This is a genomic window from Rhodococcus sp. NPDC003322 (assembly GCF_053589555.1).
Window position 1 is genome coordinate 1073957 of the sequence record NZ_JBSFSC010000001.1, and the last position, 19039, is coordinate 1092995.

Annotated in this window: 19 protein-coding genes; 4 read left to right on the forward strand and 15 right to left on the reverse strand. The window is 67.2% G+C overall.

Annotated features, from left to right (window positions below):
• Positions 1-11: 11 nt before the first annotated feature.
• The 3 genes from ACWDUM_RS05050 to ACWDUM_RS05060 all read right to left on the reverse strand — a co-directional run bounded on the left by ACWDUM_RS05050 (position 12) and on the right by ACWDUM_RS05060 (position 2589).
• Positions 12-245, reverse strand: a complete 234-nt coding sequence (locus ACWDUM_RS05050) for an MbtH family protein (RefSeq protein ID WP_450116584.1) — start codon at positions 243-245, stop codon at positions 12-14.
• Positions 242-1609, reverse strand: coding sequence for a lysine N(6)-hydroxylase/L-ornithine N(5)-oxygenase family protein (locus ACWDUM_RS05055; RefSeq protein WP_450133110.1), 1368 nt, complete (start codon positions 1607-1609; stop codon positions 242-244). Before ACWDUM_RS05055 ends, ACWDUM_RS05050 begins: the two co-directional genes overlap by 4 nt.
• A gap of 179 nt (positions 1610-1788) precedes the next feature.
• A complete protein-coding gene (locus ACWDUM_RS05060; protein ID WP_450133111.1) occupies positions 1789-2589 on the reverse strand; it encodes an alpha/beta fold hydrolase in 801 nt (266 codons plus the stop codon).
• A gap of 174 nt (positions 2590-2763) precedes the next feature.
• Here ACWDUM_RS05060 and ACWDUM_RS05065 point away from each other — a divergent pair, with 174 nt between their 5' ends.
• The 3 genes from ACWDUM_RS05065 to ACWDUM_RS05075 all read left to right on the forward strand — a co-directional run bounded on the left by ACWDUM_RS05065 (position 2764) and on the right by ACWDUM_RS05075 (position 5541).
• Entirely contained in the window at positions 2764-3699 is a 936-nt protein-coding gene (locus tag ACWDUM_RS05065; RefSeq protein WP_450133112.1) for a tyrosine-protein phosphatase, read from the forward strand.
• 158 nt (positions 3700-3857) lie between these two features.
• A complete protein-coding gene (locus tag ACWDUM_RS05070; RefSeq protein WP_450116580.1) occupies positions 3858-4031 on the forward strand; it encodes a hypothetical protein in 174 nt (57 codons plus the stop codon).
• On the forward strand, positions 3958-5541 hold the full coding sequence (locus ACWDUM_RS05075) for an alpha,alpha-trehalose-phosphate synthase (UDP-forming) (protein WP_450116579.1): 1584 nt from the start codon (positions 3958-3960) through the stop codon (positions 5539-5541). Before ACWDUM_RS05070 ends, ACWDUM_RS05075 begins: the two co-directional genes overlap by 74 nt.
• Before the next feature lie 67 nt (positions 5542-5608).
• On the opposite strand, the gene ACWDUM_RS05080 is transcribed toward ACWDUM_RS05075, so the two are convergent.
• From ACWDUM_RS05080 to ACWDUM_RS05135, 12 genes are all read right to left on the reverse strand, one after another.
• On the reverse strand, positions 5609-6223 hold the full coding sequence (locus tag ACWDUM_RS05080) for a h domain protein (RefSeq protein ID WP_450133113.1): 615 nt from the start codon (positions 6221-6223) through the stop codon (positions 5609-5611).
• Positions 6220-7026, reverse strand: coding sequence for a hypothetical protein (locus tag ACWDUM_RS05085; protein ID WP_450133114.1), 807 nt, complete (start codon positions 7024-7026; stop codon positions 6220-6222). The genes ACWDUM_RS05080 and ACWDUM_RS05085 overlap by 4 nt, the downstream gene beginning before the upstream one ends.
• Entirely contained in the window at positions 6993-8405 is a 1413-nt protein-coding gene (locus tag ACWDUM_RS05090) for an MCE family protein (RefSeq protein WP_450116576.1), read from the reverse strand. Before ACWDUM_RS05090 ends, ACWDUM_RS05085 begins: the two co-directional genes overlap by 34 nt.
• Complete coding sequence (locus tag ACWDUM_RS05095) at positions 8402-9634, reverse strand: MCE family protein (RefSeq protein ID WP_450133115.1); 1233 nt, start codon at positions 9632-9634, stop codon at positions 8402-8404. The genes ACWDUM_RS05090 and ACWDUM_RS05095 overlap by 4 nt, the downstream gene beginning before the upstream one ends.
• Complete coding sequence (locus ACWDUM_RS05100; RefSeq protein WP_450133116.1) at positions 9631-10914, reverse strand: MCE family protein; 1284 nt, start codon at positions 10912-10914, stop codon at positions 9631-9633. The genes ACWDUM_RS05095 and ACWDUM_RS05100 overlap by 4 nt, the downstream gene beginning before the upstream one ends.
• Positions 10911-11963: an MCE family protein gene (locus ACWDUM_RS05105; RefSeq protein ID WP_450133117.1), complete on the reverse strand. Its 1053-nt coding sequence runs from the start codon at positions 11961-11963 to the stop codon at positions 10911-10913. The genes ACWDUM_RS05100 and ACWDUM_RS05105 overlap by 4 nt, the downstream gene beginning before the upstream one ends.
• Positions 11960-12985 (reverse strand): MCE family protein, encoded by a 1026-nt coding sequence (locus tag ACWDUM_RS05110; RefSeq protein WP_450116572.1) that lies wholly within the window; start codon positions 12983-12985, stop codon positions 11960-11962. Before ACWDUM_RS05110 ends, ACWDUM_RS05105 begins: the two co-directional genes overlap by 4 nt.
• Complete coding sequence (locus ACWDUM_RS05115) at positions 12985-14166, reverse strand: MCE family protein (protein WP_450133118.1); 1182 nt, start codon at positions 14164-14166, stop codon at positions 12985-12987. Before ACWDUM_RS05115 ends, ACWDUM_RS05110 begins: the two co-directional genes overlap by 1 nt.
• Positions 14167-14171: 5 nt before the next feature.
• Positions 14172-15023, reverse strand: coding sequence for an MlaE family ABC transporter permease (locus ACWDUM_RS05120; RefSeq protein ID WP_450116570.1), 852 nt, complete (start codon positions 15021-15023; stop codon positions 14172-14174).
• 4 nt (positions 15024-15027) lie between these two features.
• Entirely contained in the window at positions 15028-15792 is a 765-nt protein-coding gene (locus ACWDUM_RS05125) for an MlaE family ABC transporter permease (protein WP_450116569.1), read from the reverse strand.
• A gap of 615 nt (positions 15793-16407) precedes the next feature.
• Positions 16408-17313, reverse strand: coding sequence for a 3-oxoacyl-ACP reductase (locus ACWDUM_RS05130; RefSeq protein ID WP_450116600.1), 906 nt, complete (start codon positions 17311-17313; stop codon positions 16408-16410).
• A 120-nt stretch (positions 17314-17433) separates the two neighbouring features.
• Positions 17434-17628: a ferredoxin gene (locus ACWDUM_RS05135; RefSeq protein WP_450116568.1), complete on the reverse strand. Its 195-nt coding sequence runs from the start codon at positions 17626-17628 to the stop codon at positions 17434-17436.
• Between the two features lie 225 nt (positions 17629-17853).
• On the opposite strand from ACWDUM_RS05135, the gene ACWDUM_RS05140 reads away from it, so the two are divergent.
• Positions 17854-19029, forward strand: coding sequence for an acyl-CoA dehydrogenase family protein (locus ACWDUM_RS05140; protein WP_450116567.1), 1176 nt, complete (start codon positions 17854-17856; stop codon positions 19027-19029).
• The last annotated feature ends 10 nt before the right edge of the window (positions 19030-19039 follow it).

The following is a 19039-nucleotide window of genomic DNA, read 5'->3' on the forward strand; positions in this document are numbered from 1 at the left end:
CGGCGCGGTGACTAGCCGTTTCCGGCGGCCTTGTCCTTCTCCATCGCCTCACGCAGGCTCTTCGGCCGCATGTCGGTCCAGTTCTTCTCTACGTACTCGACGCAGGCCTGACGGGTGTCCTCACCGAAAACCACGCGCCAGCCCTGCGGCACGTCGGAGAAGGTGGGCCACAACGAGTGCTGGTCCTCGTCGTTGACGAGCACATAGAAGCGGCCGTCTTCGTCGTCAAAGGGATTCGTGCTCATTTGGCCTCGCTTGTCGCAAACTCGTTCGTGGTGCTCTCCACCCCTGTGGAAGTCTCGACCCTATCAAGGTCGAAGTCCGCTGATCGATTTATCACGATGGAATTCAAGATCTCTCCCGCGCGGACCGCCACGTTCGACAGCAGCGAGGCCGTCAAGCCGTGGGTCTTCTCGGTCCCGCCCTGAAGGTAGATGCCGGCGCGCACGTCGGCCGGGGTGTCGAGACGGTAGTCGCGGGCGACCCCGGTGACCACGTCACCGGCCGGTGCGAATTCCCCGAGCAGCTCGCGGAGCGGCGCAGGCGCGAAGCCGGTGGCCAGAACGAGCGCGTCGCAGGTCAGCGTGTCGGTGAGTCCGTCGAGGTTGCTCCGGATCCCCACCTCGATGGCGTCCTCACCGTCCTGCACGGACACGACGTCCGACGCCCGGTGCATGAACAGCCGCCGCTTCCCGCTGACCAGTTCCTGGTACTCGGCGGTGTACAGCTCGTTGATCAGGTCGATGTCGACGACGGAGTAGTTGGTGCCCTTGTGCAGGCTGAGCAGCCGCTCCCGTTCGAGGGGGCTGGCGCCGTGGAACTCGTCGACGGTGGACGGGTCGAAGATCCGGTTGGCGTACGGGCTGTCGTCGGCGGGGCTGTACCCGTACCGCGAGAACACGCTGTGCACCTCGGCCTGCGGGTAGTTCCGATGCAGGTACTGCACCACCTCGGCGGCGCTCTGTCCCGCGCCGAGCACCGCGAACCGCTGGTGCCGGACCTCGGGCATCTGCTCGAGGTGGAACAGGAACTTGTGATTGTGGAAGCAGCGCGGCGACGGCGTTGCCCAATCCGGCAGCCGCTCGCGCAGGCCTGCGCCGACCGCGATGTTTCGGGCGTACAGGGTCTGGCCGTCGGCGGTGTCAATGGCGAATTCGTCGACGGTGCCGTCACCGGAGCGGACCCCGCCGATCCCGGTGACCGCCACCCCGTACCGGACGTCGGCGTCGACGCGCTCGGCCGCCCACTGCAGGTAGTCGTTGAACTCGTGCCGGGTCGGGAAGAACGTCTGGTGGTTGACGAAGTCGACCAGCCGGCCCCGGTCGAAGAGGTAGGAGAAGAAGCTGTAGGTGCTCGCCGGGTTGCGGAAGGTCACCAGATCCTTCGGGAACGCGATCTGCATGGTGGCTCCGTCGAGGAGCATGCCCGGATGCCAGACGAACCTGTCCTGCCGCTCGACGAAGCGCGCCCGCACCCGGTCCTCGGGTGCGCAGGTCGCGTTGTGTTCCTCGATCGCGATGGCGAGTGCGAGGTTCGAGGGCCCGAACCCGACCCCGACGATGTCCAACACTTCGGACCGGGAATCCCCGGCCGTCCGAGTCGAAGTCATGGCAGCAGTCCATCCTCGCCGTGGTGCGCGGCGGTCCCGTTGTTCCCAGCGCCCCGCGGTCGATCCGAGGCCCCCGTATTAGTAGCGCAGCCTACCCTAATACTCAACGGGTTCCGTGTGCGAGGCGCGGGCCGGAACCAGCCCTCGAGGAACCGGAACCAGCCCGTGCGGAACCGGACCTAGCCCTTGAGGAAGTCGAGGATCGCGGAGTTCACCGCGTCCGGGCGCTCGAGGTAGCCGTAGTGACCGCAGTCCTCCAACTCGACGTACTGGGCGCCCGGGATGGCCTTCGCGACCTCCGCGGCCAGGGTCGGCGCCAGCAGGCGGTCGTCGGCGAACCCGATCGCCAGGCACGGCACCGTGATCCTGCCGTACGCGGACAGCCGGTCCCCGAAGTCGTCGAGGTTCTTCTGCGCCCGGACACCGGGCGAGGACTCGCCCTTCGAGAACGCGAAGATGTCGAGCCAGTCCTGCGCGGCCATCGGGTCGACCAGCGAGGCCGGCGACAGGTTCAGCACGGCCGTGATCGCCGCCCGGTACGAATCGGGCAGGACGATGCCCTGCCGATCCAGTTCCCGCTCACCCTCGGACAACGCCTTCTGCAGCGTGTCCCGGCGGCCGTGCGCGGCGAGGAAGACGGCCTTGCGAACCAGTTCCGGCCGGGAAAGTGCCAGTTCCTGAGCGATCCGGGCGCCGAGAGAGGTGCCGACGACGTAGGCCGGGCCGCCGAGGTGCTCGATCAGCGCGGCGGTGTCCGCCACCAGATCCTCGATCGTGAAACCGTCCGCGCATTCGTCGGTCGGCGCGATGCCGCGATTGTCGAACGTGCACACCCGGTAGCCCGCGGCGACCAGCGCAGGCACCTGGTGAAGGTCCCACACCCGGCCGGGGCTGCCCGTGCCCATGATCAGCACGACCAGATCACCGGAGCCCTTGACCTGGTAATTCAGCTGAATCCCGTTGATCGTGGCGAGCGGCATGAACAGACCTTTCCGAGGACGGCAACGACGCTGGTCACCGTACCCTGCGGCGGCCCGCCCGAACCCAGTGCATGGTGAACGCGAAGGCATGCTGAACGATCGACCAGAAACGCCTTCGGGCGGACCCGCGCCCTTGTAGCCTCGCACCGAGTTTCCCGGTCCACGAGGAGCACGATGAGTTCAGCACGCTCGACCCGTAGGTACTCGCGCGCGATGGGCTTCGCCCTCGCCGCCGCGATCTCAGCGATCCCCGCGCTCGCCGGCAGCGCCTCCGCAACGCTGGTCGGCACCGCCTCCGCGGCCTCGGTGGACTGGGGCGACCTGAAGTCGGGATCGAGCAACTTCGGATCATCCGGCGAGCAGCCGACACTTCCCGAGATCCCGCCGCCCTCCGCGGCCGCGATCCGGCTGGACGAGGCCAGGAACTTCCGCGACATCGGTGGCTACCGCACCTCCGACGGCCGGACCGTCCGCACCGGCCTGGTGTTCCGATCGAACAAGCTCAGTTCCCTCAGCGACTCCGACCAGGCCAAGCTGACCGCCGCGAACGTCACCCTCGACGTCGACCTGCGCAATGCGTCCGAACGCAAGGAGGCCCCGGACCGGATCCCCGCCGGCATCCGCTACCAGGTCGCGGACGTCGTCAGCCTCGAGAACGGCATCGGCTTCCACGAGGCCGTGCCACTGACCCTCGGGCGCGCCCTGATCGACGCCGCGACCAGCGGCTCGTCGGACATCGGACAAACCATCGGCTATCCGTTCATGGTCAACTACCGCGGATCGGACGTCGCGTTCCACGACCTGATCACGGCGATCGCGAACAACCCCGACGGCGCCACCGTCTACCACTGCAGCGCGGGCAAGGACCGCACCGGCTGGAGCACCGCGATCCTGCTGAGCATCCTCGGCGTGCCCCGCGACGTGATCAGCGCCGACTTCATGGCATCCAACGCCTACCTCGGCCGCGACGACGCCGTCGAACTGTCCTGGCTGAACGCCGCCTACGACCAGGCCGAGCGGATCTACGGCAGCATGGACGGCTACATTCGCGAGGGACTGGACATCGACCAGGCGACGATCGACACACTGCGCGCCGAGCTGCTCGTCTGACCGCGCCCGGACACGGTGGTCATCGCCCGCCCGGGCCCGAGAAGTGAGTGAACCCTAAACCAGACGGAACTGGCGCCGAGGGGCCCCGTTCTCTTAGAGTCGCGGGCAGAAATCCCCGGCTGCGCGTCCCGCAGCTTCCCCCTGGAGGAACCGGCACCATGGCCACCAAGACGACCACCGAGAACGACATCCCCGACGAGGAACTCGAACCCGTCACCGACGAAACCGCGCGACAGGCGCAGCGCGTCGTCGCCGCATATGCCGCAGACGCCGACGAATGCCGCATGTTGCTGTCTATGCTCGGCATCGGCCCCTCGGCCAAGATCGACTAGGTCGCCGACGCTGCCGGTCCGGCAGCGCGGCTTATGGAACAGGATCACAGTGGGCTCAGCCGCTTCGGAATTCGTCGTCGTCGCCAACCGGCTGCCCGTCGATCTGGAGAAGCTGCCGGACGGCAGCACCCGCTGGAAGCGCAGCCCCGGCGGACTGGTCACCGCCCTCGAACCCATCCTCCGCGGCAACAGCGGAGCATGGGTGGGCTGGCCCGGCGTCCCCGACACCGACCTCGAGCCGATCGTCGAGGACGGCATCGAGATGCACCCGGTCGCGCTGAGCTCCCAGGAGGTCGCGGACTACTACGAGGGCTTCTCGAACGCCACCCTGTGGCCGCTCTACCACGACGTGATCGTCCGCCCGGAGTACCGGCGCGAATGGTGGAACGCCTATGTCGAGGTCAACCGCCGTTTCGCGGAGCAGACGGCCGAGGCGGCCGCCGAGGGCGCGACCGTCTGGATCCAGGACTACCAGCTGCAGCTGGTCCCGAAGATGCTGCGGATGCTCCGACCCGACCTGACCATCGGGTTCTTCCTGCACATCCCGTTCCCCCCGGTTGAGCTGTTCATGCAGATGCCGTGGCGAACGGAGATCGTCGAAGGCCTGCTCGGCGCAGACCTGATCGGCTTCCACCTGCCCGGCGGGGCGGAGAACTTCCTGTTCCTCGCCCGTCGCCTGCTGGGTCACCAGACCTCCCGCGGCACCGTCGGGGTGCGGTCGAAACTCGGTGTCGTGCAGGTCGGTTTCCGCACCGTCCGGGTCGGCGCCTTCCCGATCTCCATCGACTCCGGCGCGCTCGACGTGCAGTCCCGCACCAAGGCGATCCGCGACCGCGCCCGGCAGATCCGCAAGGAACTCGGCAACCCGAAGAAGATCATGCTCGGCGTCGACCGTCTCGACTACACGAAGGGCATCGACGTCAGGCTCGACGCCCTGCACGAGCTCATCGCCGAAGGCCGGGTCGATCCGGCGGAGACCGTGATGGTGCAGCTGGCGACCCCGAGCCGGGAACGCGTCGAGTCGTACGTGCAGATGCGCGGCGAGATCGAGATGACGGTGAGCCGGATCAACGGCGAGTACGCGGAGGTCGGCCGGCCGGTCGTCCACTACATCCACCGTCCGATCGCCCGCGACGAGCTGATCGCGTTCTTCGTCGCCGCCGACGTGATGCTGGTGACGCCGCTGCGCGACGGCATGAACCTGGTGGCCAAGGAGTACGTGGCCTGCCGCAGCGACCTCGGTGGCGCACTGGTGCTCAGCGAGTTCACCGGTGCCGCCGCCGAACTGCGCCAGGCGTTCCTGTGCAACCCGCACGATCTCGAAGACGTGAAGGACAAGATGGAGGCGGCGCTCACCCAGCCCCGCGAGGACGGTCGCCGGCACATGCGCGCCCTGCGACGCCAGGTCCTCGCCCACGACGTCGACCGCTGGGCGAAGGCGTTCCTCACCGCTCTGTCCCGCGACTCGGTCGCCGGCCAGGCCCTGATGTCGACCGACCCGACCGACTGACCCGGGTACGAAAAGTGGGGCGCCGCAGGATGTTTCCTGCGGCGCCCCACTTTCGTTCCCCTGGGATCTACACCGGGGTGAGCCGCCCGGTCAGCCAGCGACCACCGTCCTTGTGCATCTCCATGCGAACCCGGCTGCCGGTGGTGGCGGCGTCGGGAGCGTCGGAGCTGGTGGTGATCTGGTTGACGAACAGCAGCACCACCGCGTCGTCGGGGGTGGCGGAGACGACGGACCCGGCCTGCACGGTGGCCTGCACGGTCAGCTTCTTGTCCTTCGCACCCGGCGCGATGGTCTCCTGTACCAGGGTGTTGTACTCGTCCCGGAAGTCACCGGTCAGGCCGTCGGCCGCGGCGGCCAGCTGCTGATCGACCTCGTTGTAGTTGTAGGACAGCATCTTCGCGGCCTGGTCACTCGCCGACGCCACCGCGTCGACGCGGGCCTGCTCGGTGGCCCGGTCCTTCAGGTATCCCGTAAACAGGATGCCGACGCCGACCGCGAGCGCGAGCACCAGCACGGCGGCCACGGCAGCGAGTGCCTTGGCGGTCGAACCCGACTTCCCGACAACGGTTTCCGCCGACTCACCAACCGCAGTCTCGGTAACCGACTGCTCCGCACCGGTCGTGCCGGTCGCCGTGGGCTCCGTCACCGTCGACCCGTTCGTCTTCTTCTCGTCTTCGCTCATGGCACGAACTCCACCTTCGAGGCCGTCATGGTGCCACCGTCATCGGTGACAGTGACCCGCATGCGGAAGTCCCGCGGGCCGTTCTGCGTGCCGTCCGGGGTGCTGACGTCGGCGCGGGCGGCGACCAGCACCTTGCCGGTGTTGCCGTCCTGGCTCTCGAACCCGGCCTCGAGGATCTTGCCGACGGTGGTCACGCCGGCCTCCTGCACGACGCTGACGAAGGGATCCTCGCGTCCGTCGAACTCGGACCGGAATTCGCCGCTGGCGCCGGCCAGGATGCGCTCCACGTCCTCCTTGGCGGTGTCCGGCTTGATCGTGGTCAGGTTGAGCACGGTCTGACGGGCTGTCTGCACGAACGCATTTCGTTGTGCGTCCCGGTCGTTCGCGGCGTTTCGCTCAATCAACAGCCACACCGCGGACGCAACCAGGGCCACCACGAGCAGGCCCGCGAGCACCCACCCGAGACGGCCGCGGCGCGACCGGGCCGCCTCGGGCTCGGCCTCGTCGGCGACGTCCTCGCCCACGGCCGGCACGTCGGCCACCGTCTGCTCGTGCGCGGTCTGCTCCTGTGCGGCGGCCGAGGCCTGCGGCGCAGCGGCCTCGGGTGCCTCCCCTCCGGTCGCGGCAGCGCCGGTGTCCCGCAACGCAGTCGCGGCCGGAGCGAGCGCCTCCTTGCCCTCGGACTCGGTGACCGCGGGCGCCGGAGCCTCCTTCGGAGGACCGGCGCTGCGGCTGGCCCGCCGGCGTGGAGCCGGATTGCTCTCGGGCGTCAGCCCTGCTGACGTGTCATCATCGTCTGCCACGTCGTGTCCTCTCTTGCTTTTCCACCCGACGCCAGCGCGGGCTGGGCGTACAGGCGGCCGTCGGGCCCGACGTATTTACCGGTTGTCGGGTCGTACGGGCGCGCCGTGGCGGGCACTCCCGAGGCTCCGTCGTACGACGCCGGAGCCGTCGTGTACGAGGGTACAGACGGATCCTGGACCGGACCGCTCGGCGGGTTGTTGCCCTGCGGAACGTATCCCGTGCGGCACTCCTCGACCGTGCCTGCGCGGCGGCCGGGGAACTCCTGGCACGGGTAGTTGCGCGCACCACGAACCGCGGTGGGGTCGTCCGGTGCCACCTTGCAGAACAGGTCGGGCGGCGTGTCCGGGACGGACACTTCGTCGCCGGAGCGCCACTGGTCGGGCGGGAGGAAGCCGGTGGTGCACGGCGGCGGATCGTTGGCCTGCAGGTAGAAGTTCGCGATCGCGCCGTCCTCGCGCGGTCCACTGAGCGCAGCGGTCATCAGCCCGGTGACCAGCGGCGGGTAGATCACCATGACCTGCTCGATGCTCTTGTTGTAGATCACCCCAACTTCACCCACGCTGACGAGGTTCGCCAGCAGCACCGGGAGGGTGGGCTGCAACTCCTGGAACAGTTCGGTGGCCTCCGCCGCGGCCTCCGGCCCCTTCTCGAGCAGGTCCCGGATCTGCGGGTCGCTGGCCCGCAACTGGTTGCTGAAGGTCACCAGATCGGCTGTCCAGGAGCGGATCGCATCGCTCGTGACCACCTGGGTGTCGAGCAGTGCGCCAGCCTGGTCGATCAGGGTCTTGGTGGCGTCGACGTTGGCGTTGGCCTCCTGCACGAACAGTCGCGCGGAGTCGATCAGCCGCTGCAGGTCCGGCCCGGCGCCGTTGAACGCCTTGAACGACTCGTCGACCACGGTGCGCAACTGGGTGTTCGAAATGCTCTTGACCAGGGTGTCGGCCTGGTCGAGCATCGCACCGACGTCCTGCGGCGTCGAGGTCCGGTCCATCGGAATCACATCACCGTCGGACAGGTACGGCTCGGAGTCGGAGCGCGGGATCAGGTCCACGTACTGCTCACCGATCGCGGACACGCTCTTGACCGCGGCATCGACGTCGGCGGGGATGTCGTAGCCGCTGCCGATCGAGAGCTTCGCGTCGACACCGTCCTCGGTGAGCACCACGTCCTCGACCTTGCCGATGTTGGTGCCGCGGAACGCGACGTTGGCGTTCGGGTACAAACCACCGGTGGACGGCAGCTGCACCGTGACGCCGAACTGCCCGATCCCGAACAGCGCGGGCAGGCGCACGTACTGGGTGGCCATCACCGCCAGCCCGATCACGGTGAGGATCGAGAAGATCACCAGCTGGGTGCGGACGAACTTCGTGAGCATCATGGTGTCGGCGCTCCTAGCTGCGGAAGGCCGGGAATCTGAATCTGCGGCAGCCCCGGAATCAACGGTGCGGGTGCGGGTTTCGGCTCCGCCTGGACGGGATTCGGGGCCTTCGGCGCGGGAGTCTGCAGCGGGTTGGCCGCCTCACCGGCGACGCCGGCGAACGCTCCGAGCGCACCTTCCACGCCCGCGAGCCGGGTACCCGTGCTCGTCCCGCCGAGGAAGTTCGTGTCCAGCCGCTGGTTGGTCAGGTCGATCATCATCATCAGGTTGGCGTAGTCGCCGCGGAACACCTGGTCCAGGTTCTTCATCGCGAACGGGAACGTGAGCATCAGCGAGAGCACCTCGGTCAGCGCGTTGCCGGTGCCGGCCAACTGGTTCAGCAACGGGACGAGTGACTGCAGGTTCGCCTTCAGGTCGTCGCCGCTCTCGTTGATCACGCGGGTGGCGGTATCACTGAAATTACCCAGTGCGACAAGAGCATTGGTGAGGTTCTGCCGCTGACCCACCAGCACCTCCAGCGCCGGCGGGATCCCGTCCAGGGCGGCAGTGAGGACTTCACTCTGCTGGTTCACCGTGCCTGCCAGCCGGTCGATCCCCTCCATCGCAGAGATGATCTCGCCGCGCTGCGCGTCGAGGCTGCCGACGAGCTGGTCGAGCTGCGGCAGCAGATCCCGGATCGATTCCTCGCGGCCGCCGAGCGCCGCGTTCAGTTCACGGGTGATGTCGTTGATCTGCGCGAGCCCGCCTCCGTTGAGCACCACCGACAGCGACGACAGCGTCTGCTCGGTGGTCGGGTACGCCCCGGCCCGATCGAGCGGGATCACGTCTCCGTCCTGCAGCGTGCCCTTCGGCGCGACACCGGGCGGCGGTGCGAGCTCCAGGTGCTGAGAACCGAGCAGGCTGGTCTGGCCGATCTTCGCGGTCGCGTTGGCCGGCAGCTCCACGCCGGGATTGATCGACACGGTGACGAGGGCGTGCCAGTCCTGTACCTCGATACCGCTGACGGTCCCCACCGTCACATCGTTCACCCGGACCGGTGAATTCTGCGACAGCGTGGTGACGTTCGGCATCTCGATCGTGACGGTGTAGGAGCCCTCCTCGCCGCCCTCGGTGCCGGGCAGCGGAATCGAGTTGAGTCCGTTCCACTCACAGCCGGTGAGGGTGAGGGTCAGCCCCATCGCCACCGCGGCAAGCGCCGCCCGGCGACGGCGCGGCCAACGCGCGGTCATCGTCCGCCTCCCGGGTTGAGCAGTGCGCCAAGATCCTTGGGCACGTTGATCGTGGGCATGTTCGCGAGCGGACCTGAAGCCGGAGTCGTGGCCGTGCGGGCCGGGACCTGGTCTGCCAGGCTCGGCGGGGAGAACGCGATCTGGTCGGGCGTGGCGACAGCGGCGATCGCCGGGTTGGTCAGGAAGCCCGGGTAGTTCATCGCGACCGAGTTCAGCACCGGTCCGAGGTATTGCGCGCACAGCTCGCCACTGCGGTCCGAATCATTGGTGCCGAGACCCTCGATCAGGCCGCACACCGCGTTGATCGGGTTGTTGGCGTTGCTCAGCGCGATGGCACCGTTGATCGAACCCGTCGCCGGACTGTAGATGTTGTTGAAGTTGGCCAGCGCGTTCGGCGCCACGTGCAGCACCTGCTCGAGCTGCGGCCGCTTCTCCACCAGCACGGTGGTGGCATCGGCGAGACGACCCACCTGCTCGCTCAGTGAATCCCGGTTCTCGGAGACGAAGCGCTGCACGTCATTCATCGCGACGTCCAGGTCGGTGAGAGCCACACCGAGTTCGTCACTCGTGTCGGCGAGCAGCGAGGACACCGACGCCAGACGGCCACCGAACTGCACGATCTGCTCGTTGCTGGCCGACAGCGTCGACACGAACGCCTGCAGGTTCCGGATGGTCCCGAACAGGTCGGTGCGACCGTCCGAGAGCAGCTTCATCGTGTCGGACAGCTCGCGCAGGGTGGCACGCAGCGAATCCCCGTTGCCGTCGAGGTTCGCGGCGGCGGTGTCGATGAATCGCCCCAGCGAACCCTGGTCGGCGGCCCCCTGCGGCCCGAGTGCATCGGACAGCCTGGTCAGCTCGGTCTTGATCTCGTCCCACTCGACCGGAACGGCGGTGCGCTCCACCGGAATCTCGGCGCCGTCCGACATCGTGTCGCCGCCGTCGTACACGGGGGTGAGCTGGACGAAACGCGCCGCGACGAGGCTCGGGGCGACGATGATCGCCTTCGCGTCCGCCGGAATGTCCACGGAGCGATCGACATTCATCACCACGGTCGCACCGGTGCCGTTCGGATCGATGCTGCCGATCGTGCCGACCTTCACGCCGAGAACGCGCACGTCGTCGCCCGCGTAGAGGCCCGTGGTGGACGGGAACTCGGCGGTGATCGTGGTCTTGCCGATTCCGGGGAAGAAATACAGCACTCCGGCGACCAGAGCCGCGACCACGACGGCGGCCCCACCGCCGATCAGCCACTTCTTCTTCGAGTTCATCTGGGCGCTCATCGGTTCGGGTCCTTGAGCTCGGTCTTGAGCGGCGGGAACTGTTGGAGGTCCTGTGGCACGTGCTCCGGCCAGACCAGTTGGTCGACCAGTGTCTGCACCATCGGACTGACTTGGAAGTTCGCGACGTACGCCATGAAGAACGGCCCGCTGCTGACGGCTTCGCCGAGCGCGGTCGCGTACGGGGCGAGTCCGTCGAGCCCGCGGCCGATGTTGTCCTTGTTGCGCTGCAGGATCTCGACCGTCTCGTTGAGCTTGTCGAGGGTCGGCTTCATCTGCTGCTCGTTGTCCTGCACCACGCCGGTGAGCTGGCGCGAGACGTACGAGATGTTGGTGATCAGCTCGCTGATCGCATTGCGGCGCCGGTCCAGTTCGCCGAGCAGCTGGTTGCCGTCCACGACGAGCGAATTGATCTGGTCGCTGCGCTGGGACAGGATGCCCGTCACGCTTTCGGCCCGGGCGAGCAGGTCCTTGAGGGACTCGTCACGCGAGTTGAGGCTTTCCGAGAGCCGGCTGATGCCGGTCAGCGCGGTCCGCAGCTCCGGCGGTGTGTCGGCCAGCGCGTCGGATGCCGCGTTGAGCGAATCGTTGAGCTGCTCGGTGTTCAGCTCCGACACCGACGTCGTCAGGTCGCCGAGCGCATCGTTGAGAGAATACGGCGAGTTGGTGCGGTCCAACGGGATCGAGCCGCCGACCGGCATGACATCGGAGCCTTCCGGCGTCACCTGCAGCGACTTGCGCCCGAGGATGGTGTTGGTCTTGATGTCGGCTCGCGTGCTGTCGCCGAGCCGGATGCCCTCGTCCATCGAGAAGCCGACCCGCACGTCGGTGCCGTCGAGTTCGACCTTCTCCACCTTGCCGACGTTCACCCCGGCGACGGTCACGTAGTCGCCCGTGAGCAGGCCACCGGCGTCCTCGAAGTACGCCTGGTAGCGGACACCACCGGCGATGAACGGCAGCCGATCGTACTGCAGGCCGGCCACCACGAGGGAGGCCGCGACGACGAGCCCGATGACGCCGATCTGCACGGGGTTTCGTTCACGCTTGCTCATCGGAACGCGCACCTCCCTGTCGTCTGAGTCGGGGTCAACGGGTTCTCCACGTGCAACTCCTGGCCGTCCGGCCCGGAGAACTTGAACTTGACCGAACACGTGTAGAACTGGAACATGCTGCCGTAGGTGCCGGTGCGGATCAGCTTGCGGTATGCCTCGGGCAGTCGCTCGAGCACCCAGTCGACCTGGTCCTGACCGGCGACGAGCTGTGTGGCCACCCGGTTCGCCTCGGTGATCGTGGCCTGCAGATCGGGCCGGGTGCCCTCCAGCAGCTGCGCGAGATCGCCCGTGGCGGTGGCGATCTTCGGGATCGCCGCACCGATCGGATCGCGGTCCTGTGCCAGCCCGCTGACGAGTTGCTGCAGATGGTCCAGCGTGGACGAGAACTGGTCGCCCCGGTCGTTGATCGTGTTCAGCGTGGTGTTGAGATTGGTGATCACGTCACCGATCAGCTGGTCGCGGTCCGCGAGGGTGGACGTGAACGAGCTGGTGCTGCCGAGCAACGACACCAGGGTCCCGCCCTGCCCCTGCAGGACCTGCAGCAGCGCGCCCGTGAGGTCGTTGACCTGGTCCGCGTTCAGACCGCGCAGCAGCGGCTTGAATCCGCCGAGCAGCAGGTCCAGATCGAGCGCCGGAGAGGTCTGCGACTCCGGGATGGTGCCGCCGTCGGAGAGGGTGTCGGACGACCCGGCCCCCTCGAGCAGTTCCAGATAGCGGTCGCCGACCAGGTTCTCGTAGCGCACCGTGGCCCGGGTGCTCTGGAGCAGCGGGTACTTGGTGTCGACGTCGAAGCTCACCTCGGCGAGGTTGTCGTCGCCTACCTCGACGCCCTTGACCGTGCCCACAGGAACACCCGCGATGCGGACCTTGTCACCCGACTTGAGCCCGGAGGCGCTGGTGAACTCGGCGTTGTATCCGTCGGCACTGCTGAATCGGAACTGGCTGAAGACGACCGCCAGGCCGGCGAAGATCAGCACCATCACCGTGGTGAAGGCGAGCAGCTTGATCGTGGTGGGCCGCATCAGTTCTGCCCTCCCTGCGGCGCGACGCCCGCATACAGCCACTGGAACATCTTGGGCACGTTGAGCGATGCCTTCGTCGACGGGACGTACGGGACGGTCCCGGTGTCGGTGACGACGAACGGGGCGTTGCCGTCCCGCTTCGGATCGAAGTCCGGCAGACCCCAGCAGTTCGGTCCGCCCGAGGCGTTCACCTTCGGCAGATCGTTCGGGTAGGTGTACGGCGCGGCGCCCGGGAGGAAGCTCGCGCTCAGGGCGACGCCCGGCTGGTTACCGCCCTCGAGCTCTTCGGCGATCGGCCGGACGTTGTTCAGTCCGACGATCACGCAGGCCAGGCTCGGCGAGTATTCGGCAAGCAGTGATGTTGTCGGTACGAGCAGCGACAGGGACTTCGTCAGGTTCGCCTCGTTCTCGGTGAGCACCTGGTTGCCGGTGTTCGCCAGTCCGGTGACGTTCATCAGCAGCAGGTTCAGGTTGGCCTGTTCCTCGACGATGCTGCCGCTGGTGGCGGTCGCGTTGTCGAGCAGCGTCATCAGGTTCGGGGTGACGTCCGCGAACGTGTTGGTCACGGTCGCCGCCGACTCGAGGTCCTTCTGCAGCTGCGGCAGAACAGGATTCATCGTCTTGAGGTACGAATCGGTCTCCTCGAGCAGCTGACCGAGTTCGTCACCGCGACCGTTGAGCGCCGACGAGATCGCCCCGAGGGTGGCGTTGAGCTTCTCCGGTTCGATCTGCTGCAGCAGCGTCGACAGGTGCTGGAACAGGGTGTTGAACTCGACGGTCACCGAGGTCGCCTCGATGTTGGTTCCTGGCGACAACGACTGCGACGACGGGTTCTCGGGCACTACGAAGTTGACGTATTTCGCACCGAACACGGTGGTGGACTTGATCTCCACCGTCGAGTTCGACGGAATCAGGTGCAGCTGAGAGGGATCCATGTCCAGGTGCAGGACGGCCTGGCCGTCCACCTCGTCGATGGAACCGACCCGGCCCACCTCGACGCCGCGCAGCTTCACCTTGGCCTGGGGGTCCATCACCAGACCGGAACGTTCTGCGGTCACCGTCACCGGCTCGGTTTCCTTGAAACCGCCGGCGAACATGGTCAGGGCCACGGCCACAATTGCGACAAGGCTGCCGACCAGGATCAGCGCGGCGAGCTTCTTCTTCCACGTGGAATCGGTCATGCGCGCTATCCCGAGAGGTTGAAGTTGCCGGACCCGCCGTAGACGGCGAGCGAGATGAGCAGGGTCACGGTCACGACCGCGATCAGCGAAGTACGCACCGCGTTACCGACGGCCACACCGACGCCGACCGGGCCACCACCGGCGTTGTAGCCGTAGTAGGTGTGGATCAGCATGACCGCGACTCCCATGACGATGGCCTGCGCGAACGACCACAGGATGTCCGTCGGCATCAGGAACGTCGAGAAGTAATGGTCGTAGACGCCGGGCGACTGCCCGTTCATCACGACGGTGGCAAAGCGGCTGGCCATGAACGACGCGACGACGGCCAGCGAGTACAGCGGGATGATCGCGATCATCCCGGCCATGACCCGGGTGCTGACGAGGTACGGGATGGACGGGATCGCCATCACCTCGAGCGCGTCGATCTCCTCGGACACCCGCATCGCACCCAGCTGGGCAGTGGAACCGGCGCCGATGGTGGCGGCCAGGCCGATGCCTGCGATCACCGGTGCGGCGATGCGGACGTTGATGAACGCGGCGAAGAAGCCCGTCAGCGCCTCGACACCGATGTTGCCGAGCGAGCTGTAGCCCTGCACGGCGATCACGGCACCTGAGAACAGTGTCAGAAATGCGACGATGACGACGGTGCCGCCGATGACGGCGAGCGCGCCGGTGCCCATGCTGATCTCGGCGATCAGCCGGATCGTCTCCTTGCGGTAGTGGATGAGCGCGCGCGGCGCCCACACCAGCGCCCGCCAGAAGAACAGCGCCTGCTCACCGATGCTGTCGACGCCAAGACCCAGCTTGTGGATGCGCCGCCTCGTGCCCCGGAACTTTCCGGTCAGTGCGAATGCCATGCCCTCACCCCGCCGTCATCTTGATGCCGACGGCGGTCACCAGGACGTTGACGACGAACAGGGCCATGAAGGCGAAGACGACGGTCTGGTTCACGGCGTCACCCACGCTCTTGGCACCACCCTTCACGTTGAGGCCGAGGTAGCACGCCACCAGGCCGGCGATCATGCCGAAAAGTCCGGCCTTGAGCTGCGAGATCATCAGCTCCCCGAAACCGGTGAGCAGCGTGATGCCGTTGACGAAGGCGCCGGGATTGACGTCCTGCAGCAGCACCGAGAACGCGAAGCCGCCGACGATGCCGATGGTGCTGACCAGTCCATTGAGCAGGAGCGCGATCACGGTCGACGCGAGCACACGCGGCACCACCAGCCGCTGGATCGGGTCGATGCCGAGCACCCGCATCGCGTCGATCTCCTCGCGGATCGTTCTGGCCGCGAGGTCCGCGCAGATCGCGGTCGCGCCTGCGCCCGCGACGATCAGCACCGTCACCATCGGCCCGACCTGCGTGACCGCACCCAGGGCAGCGCCGGCGCCCGACAGGTCGGCGGCGCCGATCTCGCGCAGCAGGATGTTGAGGGTGAAGCTCACCAGCACGGTGAAGGGGATTGCGACGAGCACGGTCGGCACCATCGAGACCCGCGCGACGAACCAGGCCTGGTCGACGAACTCGCGCCCCTGGAACGGGCGCTGGACCATGGCGCGAAACACCTGCGCGGACATCTGGAAGAAGCCGCCGACGGCCCGCAACGGCACGGCAAGGAGGTCGTTCATCGCTCCTCCTCGTCAGAAGTCGGACGCGTGCCGCGGTTCGCGCACGCGAGGTTCGGAGAGACGTGTAGATTCCCCCCGGAGTCTGTGATCCAGGTCATACTAAATAGAACACGTTCACGTGTCAAAGTTGTCCTCCACCCAGACCATTACCGCTGGTCAGAGCAGATCCAGCCAGGCGGGACCGGTTCGCGGACGAATGCGTGTTCATCGAATCCTCCACACCCGCGAAGGGTCGGTCGTCGACATTCACGAGACCGAGCACGGCGGCCGCATTGGCCACTCTCCGACGCATCCTCGAACGACTCACGTTGCCTGCCTTCACCTTTCACCGGGTGGGACGGCCGGCGTCCGACACGCCGACCCAGAACAACAACGGCGGGCGAGCGCCTGACGGCACCGCCCCACCCGCCGCAAACTCCGAGCTCACGCCGCCGGACAGCAGCTCCCTCAACCCCGGCCGCGCATGCGTCCGTCGGACACGTGCGCACACCGGGGTCGAGACTGCGTCAATTGCGACATATCAGGGCCGGTCACACCGCACAATGCGGAAACCCTCAGAGTACTTTTAACCGCGAACGAAATGGCCGTACCAGTGGTCCGGCGCGACGCGATACGTCAGCCGAGCGACTTGACGGCCTCGGTCGCAGCAAACATCCGGCCCGGGTCACGGCCGTCGAAGTAGTCTCCGAGCGACTCGGCCAGGCCCTCCGGGCTCCACTCGGCACCCGGCGCGTCGAACTTCTGCTCGACGACGGGAGCGGCCATCAGGGCGACCATCGGGCCGTACACGATGAACACCTGGCCGTTGATCGCCTCGGCGGCAGGCGAGGCCAGATAGGAGACGAGGTTGACGACGTGCTCGGGCGAGAGCGGGTCGACATCACCCTCCGGGGCGTCACCGAAGACGTTCTCGGTCATCGCGGTCCGGGCGCGGGGGCAGATGGCGTTGGCGCGGACGCCGTACCGCTCGAGTCCGCGTGCAGCGGACAGCGTCAGCGCGGTGATACCGGCCTTCGCCGCCCCGTAGTTGGGCTGCCCGGCCGGGCCGAGCAACCCTGCCTCGGACGAGGTGTTGATGAGCCGGCCGTAGACCGGGGCGCCTGCGGCCTTGGACGCGGCGCGCCAGTGCACCGCCGCGTTGCGGCACAGCAGGAAGTGTCCGCGCAGGTGGACCTTGAGCACCAGGTCCCATTCCTCGTCGGACATGGAGAACAGCATCTTGTCGCGGACAATGCCCGCGTTGTTGACGACGATGTCGACGCCACCCAGTTCCTGGGCGGCCGCCATCAGGGCGTCTGCGGTGGCGCGCTCGCCGATGTCGCCGGGGACGAACACCCCCTTGCCCCCGAGGGCCTGGATCTCGTCGAGCAGCGCGTCCGCCTGCTCGCCGGCGGCGAGGTCGTTCACGACGACATTCGCGCCGGCCCGGACAAGGCCGAGGGCCTCGGCCTTGCCGAGACCCGAGGCCCCACCGGTGACGATCGCAACCTTGCCGTCCAGAGCTACCTCGCGACTAGCCAATCTCACCACTGCCTTCGTGAATCGATGCGGAACCGGCGGCGAGGCCGTCCTCGAGCACCCGCCCCATACGTGACGGCAGTCACCTTAGAACGTGTTCTCGTTTGCGGCAAGGTTCGATGATCAGAGCTCGAGCTTGAGAGCCGCTCGCGGGCACTGGGAGACCGCTTCCTCCATCAGTGCGACAGTCTCCGGATCGTCGCCGACGGGCTGCGTGACGATCAGGTTCTCGTCGTCGTCCAGATCGAAGACGTCGGGCGCGATACCGACGCACACCCCGTTGGCCTCACACCGGTCGAAATCAACCTTGACCTCCATTGATGAACCTCTTCTCTGATGGGATTCGAATGCCTGCAACCGTGAACCGCGGGCTGTGTCCCCGGTCATATCCACCATTAGACTAGAACCCGTTCCACTCCTGTGCAATGATGCGGAAAACCCGCCGTGACGGGCCAAAAGACCCGCCGGCGCCGCCCGCGTCATCGAAACGCGCCGGCCTCGGATATCAACCACTAGAACCTGTGTCAGACCGGAGAGGGATAGATGCACATCACCTACACCGCGGAGCAGCAGAAGCTGCGGGAGGAGCTGCGCGCGTACTTCGCGAAGCTGATCACTCCCGAACGCCGCGAAGCACTGGCCGCCCAGACCGGCGAGTACGGCTCCGGCACCGTCTACCGCGACGTCGTCCGCGAGATGGGCCGCGACGGGTGGCTCACCCTGGGATGGCCGAAGGAGTACGGCGGACAGGAACGCTCGCCGATCGACCAGTTGATCTTCACCGACGAGGCATCCATCGCCGGTGCCCCGGTGCCGTTCCTCACGATCAACTCCGTCGCGCCGACGATCATGCACTACGGCTCCGAGGAGCAGAAGAAGTTCTTCCTGCCCAAGATCTCGTCGGGCGAACTGCACTTCTCCATCGGGTACTCCGAGCCGGGCGCGGGCACCGACCTCGCCAGCCTGCGCACCACCGCGGTCAAGGACGGCGACGACTACATCATCAACGGCCAGAAGATGTGGACCTCGCTGATCGCCTACGCCGACTACGTGTGGCTCGCCGTCCGGACCGACCCGAACGCCAAGAAGCACAAGGGCATCAGCATGCTGATCGTCCCGACCACCGCCGAGGGCTTCTCCTACACCCCGGTGCACACGATGGCGGGACCGGACACCAGCGCCACCTACTACCAGGACGTCCGGGTCCCCTCGTCCGCACTGGTCGGCGAGGAGAACGGCGGCTGGGGTCTGATGACCAATCAGCTCAACCACGAGCGGGTCGCGCTGGTCTCGGCCGCCCCGATCCAGGGCGCGCTGCGCGACACCATCGAGTGGGCGCAGAACACCAAGCTGGCCGACGGCCGTCGCGTCATCGACCAGGAGTGGGTGCAGATCAACCTCGCCCGGGTGCACGCCAAGGTCGAATACCTCAAGCTCCTGAACTGGGAGGTGTCCTCCGTGGATGCCCCGAGCAAGGGCGATGCGTCCGCGTGCAAGGTCTTCGGCACCGAGTTCGCCACCGAGGCGTACCGGATGCTGATGGAGGTCCTCGGGCCGCTGGCGTACCTGCGCCAGGACTCGAAGGGCTCGGTCCTGCGGGGCCGGGTCGAGCGGATGCACCGCTCCTCGCTGATCCTCACCTTCGGCGGCGGCACCAACGAGGTGCAGCGCGACATCCTCGCCATGACCGCGCTGGGACAGCCGCCGGCCAAGCGCTGACCCGCCCCCA